The sequence below is a fragment of the Desulfobacula phenolica genome, from assembly GCF_900105645.1.
In the GTDB taxonomy this organism is placed as follows: Bacteria; Desulfobacterota; Desulfobacteria; order Desulfobacterales; family Desulfobacteraceae; genus Desulfobacula; species Desulfobacula toluolica.
Genome location: NZ_FNLL01000011.1, coordinates 175,836 through 190,311, shown reverse-complemented (window position 1 = coordinate 190,311; position 14,476 = coordinate 175,836). Strand labels below are relative to the sequence as shown.

Here is a 14,476-nt window from a genome sequence, read left to right as displayed (position 1 = left end):
GCATAGAGGATCTCCTTTCTTTTTGGGAGAAAAGTTAAAAATTACTGTTTGGGAGGTTCTCTATGCTTCTACTACAATTTTAATACCTTACAAATTCCTTTTTTTGCTAACCGCGGGGTTTGGGGGTTTGGCGAAATCTTTAATAGAAAATTTTTGATAATCAACATCACAACAGGAGTCAATCATATGAGATTCATTAACCGTTTTTCTGTCTGCTTTTTCCTTCTCTTTTTTTCTCTTCAGCAGGCAATTGCACTCGATGATAAAGAGCTAAAAGACCGCTTACAGAAAATGGCTGAAAGCCGTGGGATAAAGGATAAAAAGCAGATAGAAATGCTGTGGAAATATGTGCAAAGTATTGTCAATGGCCAAAATAGTTAATCCTGTTTTATTCTCTGATTTTTTTTGAATTGGATCTAAAAGAATTTGAATCTCCGCAATGACCTGGCCTGGCTTATATTTTGACCTTGACTTTAACAGGAATACAATCTATTTTTTTCATATCTTTTCGCAAAGCGAAGCATAAGTTATATTAAGAATAACACAGCGCCTCAGAGGAGATGATAGTTATGATTAAACGAATTTTAGTCGGACTGGGCGGGACCCCGTTCACAGCAGTGGCTACCCGGTGCGCTACTGAACTGGGTGATATTCATCAGGCGCAGTTGACAGGCGTAACCGTCGTGGATACCAGTAAGCTTGACAATGTGGGGTCGGTTCCTGCGGGAGCAGATGCTTATGCCCAGAGGATGCGGAAAAAAAAGCTCAAGGTTACCCGGGAGGGTACAGAACACGCCATTTCTCTGTTCAAGGAACATTGCAGTAAAAATCAGGTGGTCTGCCGGAGGATACAGTATGAAGAAGGGGACACCTTCGAGGCTATGATCAGGGAAGCCCGGTTCAACGACCTGACCATTTTCGGGCTTCGCAGTATTTTTGAATATGGATTTGTCGCAGATCCGGACAAGGCCATTATTAAACTTCTGCGCCAGGGTGTCAGGCCCATTCTGGCTGTGGCTGAAAATTACCGGCCCATAAAGACCGTACTGATAGCCTTAAGCGGTTCCATGGAATCTGCAAAAAGCATTCGTGAGTTTCTTCACCTGAACCCTTGGCCCGGTGTTAAGCTGCTCATGGTTCACTTCAAAGGTCAAAAGGACTCAGATCCGTTTCTCCTGAACAAAGCATCGGATTTCTGCCAGTCCTATGGCTTTGATGTTAAAACCGATTTGGTTGAGGGAAACCCGCGTTCAGACCTGTTGCACTATGCCATGGACCATAAGGTTGATCTGATCGTAATGGGTAACAGCTCCGGGAACATCATAAAACGGAGCCTGCTTGGGGATACAGTGCTTGAATTGATCCATTCCACGGAAATACCCTTATTCCTGTCTCAGTAATATGAAGCAAACAGCGCCCTGTATTGATAAAATTCCAGATTGCTGCAGATTAGGGCTTTTTTCCAGTGTTATGCCGCTTATTTTATTTGGAATGCTCTGTCTGGCATGGCCTGGAGTGGTTAAGGGGGAGGTATTCCAGGTTGAGTGGGCCTGGGTTCCCAGCCTTGATCTCTACCTGCGGTTCCGCCTGGATGGACTGAGCCTGTTATTCTGTCTGATAGTTACCATGGCTGGTTTTTTTGTCAGCCTTTACGCTTCCAGTTACATGGCCGAAAAACAGCATCTCAACCGTTTTTTTGTCTATCTGCATGGATTCATGATCGCCATGCTCGGTATTGTCACGGCTGATAATCTGCTGCTGCTCTTTGTGTTCTGGGAAGCCACCACGATCCTGTCCTACCTGCTCATCGGGTTTGACCATGAAAACAATACGGCACGGGAAAATGCCCGACAGGCCATCCTGGTTACAGGGGCCGGAGGGCTTTTTCTGCTTTTCGGTATCCTGCTTTTTAAGACTGCCGGTGGGTCGATGACACTGAGCCAATGGGCGCTGTCCGGTAATGAAATTCGCAATCATGCCCTGTATCCGGCAATTTTTATCTGCATTTTGGTGGGTGCCATGACCAAATCTGCCCAGGTTCCATTTCATTTCTGGCTGCCCAATGCCATGAGCGCGCCTACGCCCATCAGTGCTTTCCTCCATGCTGCCACCATGGTCAAGGCCGGTATTTATCTGCTCATGCGGTTTCATCCCCTGCTGGGAGGGACAGCTCTTTGGATGGGAACGCTGGTCCTTTTAGGCGGCACCACAGCCGTATGGGGTGCGGTCCAGGCGCTGGGTCCCTGTGACCTCAAACGGATACTGGCCTATACCACCATGATGGCGCTAGGAATTCTGACCCTGTTCCTCGGCGGGCAGACCGTTCTTTCCCTGACCGCAGCCACAACTTTTCTCATGGTTCATGCCCTTTACAAAGCCTCCCTGTTCCTGGCGGTGGGCAGTATCGACCATCAGACCGGGACCCGGGATCTTCGCAACCTTGGCGGGTTACTCAAAGCCATGCCCCTGACAGCCATTGCCGTTGCCGCCGCCACCCTTTCCATGGCCGGATTCCCCTTGTTTTTTGGATTTATCGGAAAAGAGATCATGTACGAAGGGGCCCTGGCTGAGGAGATGTTCCCCGTATTTGCCACCACGGCGACACTGGCTGCCAATGCCCTGATGACAGCTGTGGCGGCCATCATCTTGATCGCGCCGTTTTTGGGTCGTCGTCCCCTGATGATGGACCGTATTTGTGAGGTGCCCTGGACAATGCGGCTGGGTCCGGCCATCATGGGCGGAATAGGTATTGTGTTCGGCATCATTCCGGAATGGGTCTCTGCCAACCTGGTTCAACCGGCTGTTTTTGCATATCATCCGGCCCGGGAGGAAATCCGAATGGCTTTTTTTCATGGATTCAATCTTCCGCTGCTGCTGAGTATGATCACTCTGGCCACGGGTGGTTTGATCTATCGGCAGCGCATCCGGCTGCGCGCCCTTATTCAAACCAGCCTGGAAAATCTGTGGATAACCACCCCTGGGATATACCAGTTTATCCTGGATCTGTTTCTCAAAAGTGCGGGCTGGTTTACCCGAACATTCCAGAACGGATCTTTGCATACCTATATTTCCATCATATTGATGGCGCTGGCAGTTATTGTCGGATGGGCCTGGTTCATTCACATCCCTTCTTTTTTCATGATTCCCGTCATCAATGATGCCTGGCTTGCGGCCGGACTCTGCGGGTTTATTTTGCTGGCTTCGGGCGTGGTGGTGACGGCCCGTCAACGGCTGGCTGCCATTGGGGGACTGGGGGGGGTAGGCGCTGGTGTGGCCCTTATTTTTCTTATTTTCGGTGCGCCAGATATCGCATTGACCCAGCTTCTGGTGGAAACCCTGACCGTGGTGATCGTCTCCATGGTGCTGTTCCGCCTGCCACCCATTGATGCTGTTCGCAAGAGAGCCCGGGTCAGGAATCTGTTCAATGCCGTCGTTTCCTTGTGTATCGGCCTGCTGGTGACCACCATTCTCATGGGGGTGCTGACAGTGCCTCTCGATCGCAGCCTCACCGATTTTTTTGAAGATTACAGTTATATTGCCGCCCATGGCCGGAATATTGTCAATGTTATTCTGGTTGATTTCAGAAGCCTGGACACCCTGGGTGAAATCTGCGTGGTGGTGCTGGCGGCCTGGGCCGGTGTGGCTCTGATGCGCAGCAGGAAAAAGGAGGAATAAAAGGAGGAATAAATGGAATCAGTAATTCTGAAAACCGCGACAAGGCTTATGGTCGGGCTGATGCTGGTTTTTGCCGTATATCTGCTGTTACGAGGGCACCATGAACCCGGTGGCGGGTTTTCCGCAGCCCTGGTAACCGGTACCGCCTTTGCCCTGTTTGGCATAACTGAAGGACCAAAACGTCTTCGCCAGGCCATCCGTATACGGCCTGAAATTATTTCCGCCACAGGCCTGGCCCTGGGTGCAGGTTCGGGACTGCCGGCCCTTGTTATGGGAAAACCGTATCTGACCGGTGCCTGGTGGTCGTTTAACTCCCTGGTACTGGGTACGCCGCTGATATTTGATATCGGCGTTTTCCTGGCGGTTCTGGGAGCTATTCTGGCTGTGCTGCTGACCCTGGAGGAAAATTAAGATGGAAGCACTCATGGCCCTGGTTGTTGGATTGATGATTGCTGCGGCACTTTATCTGATGCTTTCGGGTGTGCTGGTCAGATTTGTTTTCGGGTTCACCCTCATGGGGAATGCCATTAATCTGCTGATTTTTACGGCTGGCCGGCTGACCAATTCAAATCCAGCTTTGATTCATCCGGGACAGACCATTCTGACCTCCCCAGCCGCCAATGCACTGCCCCAGGCCCTGATCCTTACGGCCATAGTGATTGGGTTTGCAATGACCACGTTTTTTTTGATTCTCCTGGTCCGGACCTTTGATCAGGTACAGACCCTGGACGCGGATCAGCCGCCACTTTGCTGTGAATTGACTGATACCGGCCTGGGGGACAGGAAAACCAATCTACCGGGAAAAAAAGGATGATCAAAATGCAGCTCATTTTTCCTGTTCTTGTGCCCATGATTGCCGCCATTGCAATGGTTCTTTTCCGGATGGATGAAAAAAAGGTCAATACTGCTGCTGTTATTGGTGCCTTGATCCATGTTTTTGCAAGTGTTCTGCTCATGGTGACCATTTTCGATGTGCAGGCCATGGCCTTGTGGGTGGGCAACTGGCCGGCCCCGGCCGGAATCTGCCTGGTGGCGGATTATCTGAGTGCGGTCATGGTACTGATCACCAGTGTGATCCATACGGCAGTGATTATCTATGCGCGCAAGGACATCGGCAGCAGCCAGATAAAAGCCGGCTTCTATCCTTTCATGCAGCTTCTGACCGCTGCTGTCTGCGGTGCCTTTCTTACCGGCGACCTGTTCAACCTCTATGTCTGGTTTGAGGTGATGCTCATGGCATCCTTCGGCATAATGATCATGGGGCATTCCTCCGGCCGAATGGCCGGTGCGGTTAAATACGTCACCATGAACCTTTTGTCCACCATGTTTTTGATCACGGCCATCGGATTGATTTATGGCCTCACCGGAACCCTGAACATGGCAGATCTTTCTGAAAAAATGGCCCTGGTGGAAAATGCGGCCCTGGTGAACAGTGTGGCCCTGCTGCTGATTACGGCGTTAGGTATTAAATCGGCCCTGTTTCCGCTGTTCTTCTGGTTGCCGGCATCTTACCACATCCTGCCGGTCTCGGTCTCTGCCTTTTTTGCCGGCATGCTGACAAAAGTAGGGGTATACGCACTGATCCGTATGTTTACCCTGGTGTTTGTCGGCGACACGGTCATAACCCATACCACGCTGATGGTCCTGGCGGTACTCACAATGGTGTCCGGGGTTGTTGCAGCTGCTTCACAGACGGAAATCAGACGCATCCTCTCATTTCACATCATCAGTCAGGTGGGATACATGGTCCTGGGGCTTTCACTGTTCACCCCCCTTGCCCTGGCCGGCACCCTGATTTATCTGGTTCATCATATCATTGTCAAAACCAATCTGTTCCTGGTGAGCGGCCTTATCCGAAACGCAGCCGGGTCATTTGACCTGAACCATATCGGCAGCCTTTATAAAACCCGCGGCCTGCTTTCGGTCGGGTTTTTCATCCCGGCTTTTTCCCTGGCCGGGTTTCCTCCTTTATCCGGTTTCTGGGCCAAGCTTTTGATCGTTTATGCCTGCTTGGAAAGCCGGCATTATATCCTTGGCGCAGTGGCCGCAGTCGTTGGACTGATGACACTATTTTCCATGACCAAAATCTGGTCAGAAGCTTTCTGGAAACCTTTACCCGGGGATCAGGCCACCCCCGTCGAACTCAAGCCCCTTTCTGCCTGGATGATGTCACCGGTTCTGGGTCTTGCCCTGATCACCATACTGACCGGGCTGTTCATGGAACCTGTTTACCGTTTTGCCGTGGTGGTGGGTGAGCAGCTGATGAACCCGATGCCGTATATCCAGGCAGTTAAAGGAGGTGGCTGATGCCCCTTTTTATATTAAATATTTCATTTGCCGCGGTATTCACCCTTCTTACGGGCAGCGGCAGGATTGGTATCTTTTTGTTCGGATTTGTTCTCGGTTATGGAATTTTATGGCTGTCCAGCCCCCTTTACAAGGATACGCGGTATTTCAAAAAACTGCCCAAAACCCTTAATCTGATCACCTATTTTCTCAAAGAACTTTTTGTATCCAATTTCAGGGTACTCTGGGATGTGATCACGCCCGGCCATATAAGCCGTCCGGGCATTATCGGAGTCCCTCTGGATGCCGAGACAGACTTGGAAATTTTCCTGGTTGCCAACCTGATTTCCCTGACACCCGGCTCCCTGAGTGTGGACCTGTCTGAAGACAAAAAAACCTTGTTTGTTCATATCATGTTTCTAGAAAATGCAACTGCTGCCCGGACCGATATCAAAAACGGTCTGGAAAAAAGAGTCCTGGAGGTGATGAGATCATGATGACCGGCAATCTATTTCTGACCGGTGCCTGCCAGGCCGCCATGGCTATGCTCCTGGCAGCATTGACCATGCTGCTCTGGCGACTGGCAAAAGGACCTGTTGCTGCAGACAGGGTTATTGCAATGGATCTTATGTCGGTACTGGTGGTGGCTTTTCTGGTGATTCTTTCAATCTATACCGGAGAAACCACCTACCTGGATGTTGCCATTGCCTATGCCTGTATTTCCTTTCTGGGCACCATTGCACTGGCGCGGTTTATTCACAGGCGCGGTCGAAAGAATGATTTGCGGCTGCCGCCGTCCACACCAGGTTCCCCCAAAGGAGGTCCAGATGATTGAATATCTGATTGGTATTCTGCTGATTATCGGCAGCTTTTTCTGTCTGGTGGCAGCGCTGGGGGTGATCCGCCTGCCGGATCCATTGACGCGCATGCACGCTGCCACCAAGGCCGGCTCACTCGGCGCAGGCCTTTTGGTGAGTGCGCATGCTCTTTTTTATCAGGAACTGGGAATTTCCCTCCGGGCCTTGAGCATCATTGCACTTTTGCTGTTCACGGCCCCGGTGGCGGCGCATATTATCGCCCGCACCTCTTACCGGAGCGGGGAGGCAATTTCAGACCGCACCTGGATTGATGAACTAAAGGGGGAATAACAGCTTTATTTACCATGACTCAAATACTCAACTTTCGGAGGAGTAAATTTGCACCTCCAACAACTCCTCAGAATCACTTGAAAAACCGAAATATTTGAGAGCTTGACCCATTACCTGATCAAACATCTTCTGTACCATACGCTCGGTAAAATCTAATAGTCGCTGAATATTTACAAGCGGTTAAGGTAAGAACCGAACCGTTCTTTTTCCAGGTCCGGGTCAATTCCCAGTTCAGATGCATTACATAAGTGGCTGCCGAATTTTGAACGGGGATTGTCCCGCAGCCAGACCTGCATCCGTTTTTGGACCGTTCGGCTGAAGGGTATATCAAAGTGTTCGTATATTTTTTTCATGGATACTATCGGATACTGGCTCAGATCTGTGTGAAACACATCAAAAACCTGTTCCTCCCTCAATTTTTTTCGAACCTCTAAGGCCCGCTCGAGCCCCTTGACCCAAAGAGCAGGATACCAGTCCGCTATGGCCGGGATATTCACCTGACCAGTGGTGAGTTGCGTCCAACGGGAAACCAGGCTGACACCGGACACCATGGCTTCAAATGGATCTCGGTGTGTAAATATGATTCTGGCGTCGGGATAGGTCTTTAAAAGGGGCTCCAGGCCGAACAGGTGAATGGGAGCCTTGAGTACCCAGTACTCATTGGGTAGTTTCCACTGGAAAACCTGGAGCAGGCGTTTGTGCCATTCATAGGCCTTGGTCATGTCGCAGTCCCCCAACCAATTGCCGTGACTGAACAGGCTGGACCCGGCACTCCAGCCCGCATGAACAAATTCATGGGCCATGAGGTTCTGGCATTCTGCGGTGCCAAGGGCCATGAAATTAATTCCGTTGATTCCCCGCAGCTCAGGTGCCATTGAGAACAACCCTTCCATGGCATCGTAACTTGATTGTATCCTTGGATCAGGCATGTGGGGTAACAAAGGGGGCGGCGGGCAGACAGCACCTGCGGATTCAAAATTTCTCAGGAACCGGGACAATGGATCCAAAGCCATCAGGGTCTGGGTAATGGTGGTGCCGGTCCTGGGCAGTCCCACGATAATAATGGGGGCCTTAATTTCTTCACCCTTAATTTCAGGATGATCTTTTATCAACTGGGTAACCTGCAGCCGGTTGACAAGGATCTGGGTGATCATCTGCTGAAAATACCCGGCAGTGCCTTCAGCCAGGTCCAGGTCATTGTTCAGGGAATTGATCAGCACTTCCAGGCCCTGTTTAAAGGTATCTCCACCGAAATCCTCCAGGCCGGATGTCTTAACAGCATTCTCTATAAACGGCTGTGATACAAGCTTAATTCCCATGGGTGTTCTCCTTTTTTTTGAAAATGTTGTTTCGTACCGCCTCAATACCTCCCAAAGAAAATTCATATACATGGGCGGCCCATTGTTCATATCTCTCATCCGCAGAATAATCTGGAAACAGCCGTGAAAAAACCGGCCATGCAAAACTGTAGTAAAGCAGTTGTCCGGCCACAGATACCAGGCAGTCCCGGGCCATGTCATCTGTCGCATCCTCTCCTAAAAGATTCCGGAACATCTTTATATGCCGCTTTATCCGGGGCCGATTATAGGTATCCACCAGCTCTTTGATGAACGGGGAGGGCCGGGTCATCTCGGAGATAAAAATGGATGTGATGTCCGAGGCAAAAGCATTGTTCTTATAGAGCATGGCGCAGAAATTTGAAATCATTGACCTGAGCTGCTCCCGGGGTGTTTTTCGATCCCAGTCCTCCTGGTCAAACCGATCATAAGCGGAAAAAATGGCATCCAGAATTTCACGGTACAGTTTTTCCTTGGATCCGAAATAATAATTAACAGCATTAATGTTGCCTGCCCCTGCTTTTTTGCAGATTTCCCTGACAGTTGCGTCCCGATATCCCTTTTTAGCGAATACTTTGATGCCTGCTTCAAATAATTCTTTTTGAGTATTTTTTGATTTACTTTTCGGCATATCTGATCCTTTTAAACAAATTTATTAATACATATGTATTAATAAATTTGTTTAATACGATTGTATTAAATTGTCAAGCCGCAAATCAATTTTATGAATATGTAAAAAGTAAAATATCTTGAAAGGTTAGTCTCCGGTATGAATATTACCTTTGTCGGGGTGGTGGTGGTGGTCATTTAATCCTTTTTTTTGGATTAATTGGTGTTAATCCAAGGAATATCTGCTCACCCTTAATTTTGACAAGGTGTCAACTCAAGTTCATCTTCGGGCAGTTTAATGAAGACATATATATTCAGTATCGTGGCTGTTTGTGAGCCCCGATTTTGCCTTGGGGCTTAAAATAGTTTGTAAAAAATTCAGGTATTTTAGTTTCAAACTCCATTTCTTGATTGTTAAAGGGGTGTTTGAATTTGATCGAAAAAGCATGTAATGCCAAGCGCCCCCTCTCATTTTCACTATACTTTAAATCACCGACAATGGGATGGCCAAGTTCGGATAAGTGAACACGGATTTGATTCTTTTTGCCCGTTAAAAGATCAATTTCCAATATACTATAGTTCTTAGACTCATTTTTTACCTTATATTTAGTCTTGGCAAACTTTCCTTCTTCTGGGTTTTCGACAGATCGCATCATATAATCGTCTCCTTCAGCAAGATAAGATTCAATGATTCCATTCTTTTTTGCTAAATTACCATGGACGATAGCCAGGTATTTTTTTTCTACATTGTCCCACTGGTTTGCAAATTTCTCACGAATTTTGAAGCTTTTAGCAAAGACCAACACTCCAGATGTCTCACGATCCAAACGATGTACAACAAACAGGTTGGCTTTTGCCCTTGGATTGCCTTTTCTAACGTAATTTATAAGCAATTGATGCGTTGTCTTTTCTTTTTCGTACTTTGCTTTAACGCTCAAAAGACCTGAACTCTTATCAATGACAATGATGTCCTGATCCTCATACAGGATACTGATGCCGGCAGGCACATATCTATATCTTATTTTTATTTTTGATTTAATCACAAGGGTTTCCTAATAAATTTTTGCTTAAAATATCTCGAGAATGTCAATTTTGATCAATTAACACACTTAAAAGGTCTGACTTTATGTGATATATACATTAGGCTCATCTTAAAAGTCAAACTTATGCTTGATGTCAGTGTGTCAAACAGCATATTTTATTGAATCCCAATCAGTGTCCATTGTGACGATGAAAAGGGCAAAAACCGGATGCTGATTTGGCGGGATCATATACGGCAGGTAAGTTAATTGGGTCATTATTAATGGTGTCAGGCTTGCATTATTGGCGCTTTGTTGAAATTCTTCTTTATGATCAAAAAAATGGAAAAAGCACAGTGACACAAGCCTGATCCCATTGGTTCATGAACCAATGGGATCAAGCTTAGAAACAGTTTACATCGTGTGTCACGGTGTTAAATGAATTCATATGAAATCAATACATCCTGCTTATTCGTGCTGGACCGTATCGGTTTCTTTGTCGGTTTCTTTTTGGGGAACCGTATGGTCCTGAGCCGCATCTTCATGAGGAGCCTCATCATGAGGTGCCATGGCTTCAAGGGCTCGTTGAGGATCTGCTTCTACTTCATGGAGAATATTGGTCACTTTTGCCTGTTTTAACCAGTTGATTTTTCCGGTTCCCACATCATAGATGGCACCAACCACTTTTACCTTGTCGTTTTTAACCAGATCGCGTGTGGACGGGCTTTTCATGAATAGATCCCGGATACTGGTCCAGACGTTTTCTTCAATAGCCAGGGGTATAATCTCATCGCCTTTGGCATGAGGATATATCTCCATGGCTTTTTTCACCGCAGGTTCGATATTGTCAACAAGAGGCGGAATATTTCGCTCCAATGCGTGCCCTTTTCCCAGAACAGCATTGGTAACGGCTGTAACAGCGCCGCACTGGGTATGTCCAAGAACCAGCATGACAGGGGTATGTACATGTGCAAGGCCATATTCTATAGAGCCTACTTCGTCTGTGTCGCATACATTGCCTGCTACCCGTATCACAAAAATATCCATGATCCCGGCATCAAAAATTGCTTCTACCGGCACTCTTGAATCAGAGCAGGTGATAACGGTTGCATAAGCATGATCTGCCTGGCTTTCCCGACCAGCCTGGATCAGACGATTCTTGTTTATATTCGGATGTTCTGATTTTCCGCTTACAAACCTGTCATTTCCGTCTTGCAGCATTTTGATTACTGCATCAGGACTTGGTTTTTCTCCTTTTGGTTTATCGGAACACGCGGTCAGGGAAATAAGCCCTGCGATTAAAATACCTGAAAACAACCATATTGTTGATTTTTTCATGCCTTCTCCTTTTGGTGATATTGGGTTTTGATTGTCAGAACATATAACACAGGATTGATTTTAGTTAAACCGCTTTATCAGGTGGCTTGTCAGGATGAAGAAGATTTTTTTAACCAGAAAAAATAGATCACCAGCAAGAGAAGAAACCAGGCAATAAAGGTTAACGGGAACCAGGAAAAGGTGTCCATAAAAACGATATTTTCAATATCTTCTGATTGAATACTTTGTTTTTTAATTTTTAAAACAAGGGCATAGAAAATGCCTAAAACACCATAGGAAATGTTATAGGCCAGGCCTTTAAAACTCAGAACCGTTGCTCTCTGGTCGGATGATGTGATCTGATTGATATAAAAGCTGACAAAAAAACCAGTGAAATACATGGCGCTGAACGTGATCAAAGCGGGTATTAATCCGGTGTAAGGCCAAAAAAGATTCATGAAGGCAAGGCCCGTAATGGTTAGTCCGGCGGTGAGCCAGAGGGCATGGTGAGGAGAACTGATTTTAGTTATTTTTTTAGCTATTTTGGGAATCACAAGTCCCAGCATGGCAACAAGTGATCCAATGAGACCGAAAGTGGATTCCGGCAGTTCAATCATCCTGTAGTACTGGCTGGAAAGAGTTATGACCATCCTTATGAGGCCGTCAAACAGCATTCCGAAAAGAATAACCGACAAGGCAAAAGGGGTTTTAAAAATCCAGAGGCCTGCCTGGAGTGTTAAAGCAAAGGCCTGTCTGGCCTGTTTTGGTTTTGCATTTGGTGAAGAAGAATCAGTATCAGGATCTTTCATTTTAAGGGTGGTAATACAGGCCAGGATTGCCAGGATAAAGGTAAGGTATAAAGGAAACCGCATGGTGGTTTCCTGGGAAAAGGTCATGGCAAGCCCGAAAAACCGGCAGATTTTTTCAAGCAGGTTTGGATCATATACGGCAGCTCCGATGCTCATGGCCACAATAAATCCGATGGATTGAAACCGCATTAAGATTTCCAATACTCTGCCCCATTGGTCAGGGTTGCCTTCCGCCACAAGTGAGTCGTAGGCAATGGCTTCATCAGCGCCGCTGGCAGCAGCTTCTGCCAGGCCGCTCAAAATCCGGTTGACAAGAAAAACAATGAAGATGACTGAAGGAGATACTTTGGGCACAAAACTGATGATGCCGATTTCAACAATCATGGTGAAAGTTGCAAACACCAGCAGCCGTTTTCTGCCGATAATGTCAGCCAGAGCCCCTGAAGGAACTTCGGCAAGGACGATGGTGGCAGCCCAGACAGCGTTGAGGATGGCAAACTGGGCCACGGTAAGTCCGAAATCAAGGAACAGGATGGTAAATACCGGATAGTAAAATCGTGAATTAAACAAGACCTTAAAGGCAATGAACAACCGGATGTTGGGGATGACAAAGGGTGAAACCGTTTTGTCAATGGGAATGGGCATGCTTTGCCTCCTGTCTCATGTTGGATATTTTATTGTAAAAAATCAGCATGGTAAGTACCATAGCGCAAATCAGCTGGACAGGGTAGGGTATGATTTCTGATGCCTGGCCGATTGTAACGCTTGCCTGGACACCTGATATGACATACAGCCAGTCCACTATAAAGCCCATGGCAAGAGAACAGATGGCAATCATGGACAGGTAGATGATCAAAGCCCGTGTATTGAATATGTTTTTTATGATGTTCATGGTTGCGGCATTGGTTGCAGGACCGGCCAGTAAAAATACCAGTGCCGCCCCCGGGTTCAGGCCCTTGAGGATTAATGCAGCGGCAATGGGGGTGGAGGATGTGGCACACACATACATGGGTGTGCCTGCGGCCAGCATCATCAGCATGGATAAAAACTGGTGATCATTTGCCCAGACAGTAAGGTCATCCGGGAAAAAAAAGGTGATTGTGCCTGCAATTAAGATTCCGACAATAAAGGGTTTTGCAATATCTGTCAGTAATTCTCCATAGGCATATTTAAGGCCGTTTTTCAGTCTTTCATAAAGTGCCTGGTTTTTCTGAGGTGCAACTGCACAGCTGGTTGCTGCACATCCTCAGCCTCCGGTTTTTTTAAATATTGTTTTTTTAAACATCTTTTTTTTATCTGGTGTGCCATCTATTGTTCCATTGAGAGTTTTTTCAGATCTATTCTCAGATATGCTATTGGGCGTATCATCAGTTCCAAAAAAATTCTGGACAATTCCTGTGGAAACGGCTGTAATAAATCCGGCAATTGGTCGGATTACAGTCATTATCGGGTCCAGCATGGCCCAGGAAATGGCGATGGAATCCACACCGGATTCAGGTGTGGCAATCATAAAGGAAAGGGCAGCCCCGTTATTGGCACCTTGCTTTTTAAGACCTACTGCAACCGGGACAACACCACATGAGCATAAAGGGATGGGAATCCCGAACAGTGCGGACAATATTACCGGCTTGATCTTGCCGGTTCCAAGATAGTGTTTTATTTTTTCAGTTTTGAAAAAAACATACAAAATGCCTGCCACTAAAAATCCAAACAACATATATATTGCAACATCCAGATAAATGTACCAGGATTCTTTTAATATTTCATATATAATGGTCATTTTTACATTAATCCTTAATTTCAGTGCCTTACATGATCAAGGCTCATGTTGATCAAAGAGGTGACATGCTCATCATCAATGGAGTAATAAATTATTTTGCCTTCCCTGCGGTTTTTTACGATTTTTAATGTCCGCAATATTCGAAGCTGGTGGGAAATGGCGGAATCCGTCTGGTTGCAAATAACGGCAATATCGCAGACGCAATGCTCCTGGTTCAGGAGGGCAAGGACAATTTTGAGTCTTGACGGATCACTTAATGCCTTGAATATATCCGCCATTTGTCCGATATCTTTTTGTTTCGGGATGGTTTTGACGGTTTCTTTCACTTTTTTTTCATTGATGCATTTGATTGCGCATATATCCATTTGACATCTCCTCACTTGAACATTTGTTCATATGTTATATTAAAACATTGTTTGTTGTCAATATGAAAGAGAATTCATTAAAAGAAAAATTCTTGATTTAGGTGTTGTTCAATTCAAAGAACTGATTTAGA

16 protein-coding genes are annotated in these 14,476 nt (G+C 46.7%); 9 read left to right on the top strand and 7 right to left on the bottom strand.

The annotated features are described in order from the left end of the window. Window positions 1–186 precede the first annotated feature (186 nt). The 9 genes from BLT94_RS17545 to mnhG all read left to right on the top strand — a co-directional run bounded on the left by BLT94_RS17545 (window position 187) and on the right by mnhG (window position 7,109). Window positions 187–381: a hypothetical protein gene (locus BLT94_RS17545; protein ID WP_092236924.1), complete on the top strand. Its 195-nt coding sequence runs from the start codon at window positions 187–189 to the stop codon at window positions 379–381. A gap of 188 nt (window positions 382–569) precedes the next feature. After that, on the top strand, window positions 570–1,400 hold the full coding sequence (locus BLT94_RS17540; protein WP_092236921.1) for a universal stress protein: 831 nt from the start codon (window positions 570–572) through the stop codon (window positions 1,398–1,400). Between the two features lie 70 nt (window positions 1,401–1,470). Further along, entirely contained in the window at window positions 1,471–3,675 is a 2,205-nt protein-coding gene (gene mbhE, locus BLT94_RS17535) for a hydrogen gas-evolving membrane-bound hydrogenase subunit E (protein ID WP_245743168.1), read from the top strand. A 12-nt stretch (window positions 3,676–3,687) separates the two neighbouring features. Next, the gene (locus tag BLT94_RS17530) at window positions 3,688–4,086 is read left to right on the top strand and encodes a Na(+)/H(+) antiporter subunit B (protein ID WP_014955735.1); all 399 of its coding nucleotides are present in this window, start codon (window positions 3,688–3,690) and stop codon (window positions 4,084–4,086) included. Between the two features lies 1 nt (window position 4,087). After that, window positions 4,088–4,489, top strand: a complete 402-nt coding sequence (locus BLT94_RS17525) for an NADH-quinone oxidoreductase subunit K (protein WP_092236915.1) — start codon at window positions 4,088–4,090, stop codon at window positions 4,487–4,489. A gap of 5 nt (window positions 4,490–4,494) precedes the next feature. Beyond that, window positions 4,495–5,982 (top strand): proton-conducting transporter transmembrane domain-containing protein, encoded by a 1,488-nt coding sequence (locus BLT94_RS17520; protein ID WP_245743167.1) that lies wholly within the window; start codon window positions 4,495–4,497, stop codon window positions 5,980–5,982. Next, entirely contained in the window at window positions 5,982–6,458 is a 477-nt protein-coding gene (locus tag BLT94_RS17515) for a Na+/H+ antiporter subunit E (RefSeq protein ID WP_092236909.1), read from the top strand. Before BLT94_RS17520 ends, BLT94_RS17515 begins: the two co-directional genes overlap by 1 nt. Further along, window positions 6,455–6,796, top strand: a complete 342-nt coding sequence (locus BLT94_RS17510) for a monovalent cation/H+ antiporter complex subunit F (RefSeq protein ID WP_092236906.1) — start codon at window positions 6,455–6,457, stop codon at window positions 6,794–6,796. The genes BLT94_RS17515 and BLT94_RS17510 overlap by 4 nt, the downstream gene beginning before the upstream one ends. Further along, window positions 6,789–7,109 (top strand): monovalent cation/H(+) antiporter subunit G, encoded by a 321-nt coding sequence (mnhG, locus tag BLT94_RS17505; protein WP_014955740.1) that lies wholly within the window; start codon window positions 6,789–6,791, stop codon window positions 7,107–7,109. Before BLT94_RS17510 ends, mnhG begins: the two co-directional genes overlap by 8 nt. 170 nt (window positions 7,110–7,279) lie before the next feature. Here the strand turns inward: mnhG and BLT94_RS17500 are convergent, their stop codons facing one another. From BLT94_RS17500 to BLT94_RS17460, 7 genes are all read right to left on the bottom strand, one after another. Continuing rightward, the gene (locus BLT94_RS17500) at window positions 7,280–8,428 is read right to left on the bottom strand and encodes a sulfotransferase family protein (RefSeq protein ID WP_175530397.1); all 1,149 of its coding nucleotides are present in this window, start codon (window positions 8,426–8,428) and stop codon (window positions 7,280–7,282) included. Beyond that, window positions 8,418–9,077 (bottom strand): TetR/AcrR family transcriptional regulator, encoded by a 660-nt coding sequence (locus BLT94_RS17495; RefSeq protein WP_092236901.1) that lies wholly within the window; start codon window positions 9,075–9,077, stop codon window positions 8,418–8,420. Before BLT94_RS17495 ends, BLT94_RS17500 begins: the two co-directional genes overlap by 11 nt. 292 nt (window positions 9,078–9,369) lie before the next feature. Beyond that, window positions 9,370–10,098, bottom strand: coding sequence for an RluA family pseudouridine synthase (locus BLT94_RS17490; RefSeq protein WP_092236898.1), 729 nt, complete (start codon window positions 10,096–10,098; stop codon window positions 9,370–9,372). Between the two features lie 444 nt (window positions 10,099–10,542). Next, window positions 10,543–11,412 carry a carbonic anhydrase gene (locus BLT94_RS17480; protein ID WP_092236892.1) on the bottom strand — a complete coding sequence of 290 codons (870 nt, stop codon included), beginning with the start codon at window positions 11,410–11,412 and terminating at the stop codon, window positions 10,543–10,545. Window positions 11,413–11,501: 89 nt separating this feature from the next. Beyond that, on the bottom strand, window positions 11,502–12,845 hold the full coding sequence (locus tag BLT94_RS17475; RefSeq protein WP_092236889.1) for an MFS transporter: 1,344 nt from the start codon (window positions 12,843–12,845) through the stop codon (window positions 11,502–11,504). Further along, window positions 12,829–13,980, bottom strand: a complete 1,152-nt coding sequence (locus BLT94_RS22385; RefSeq protein WP_281243407.1) for an SO_0444 family Cu/Zn efflux transporter — start codon at window positions 13,978–13,980, stop codon at window positions 12,829–12,831. The genes BLT94_RS17475 and BLT94_RS22385 overlap by 17 nt, the downstream gene beginning before the upstream one ends. A 20-nt stretch (window positions 13,981–14,000) precedes the next feature. Beyond that, window positions 14,001–14,345, bottom strand: a complete 345-nt coding sequence (locus tag BLT94_RS17460) for an ArsR/SmtB family transcription factor (protein ID WP_014955749.1) — start codon at window positions 14,343–14,345, stop codon at window positions 14,001–14,003. Window positions 14,346–14,476: the final 131 nt, after the last annotated feature.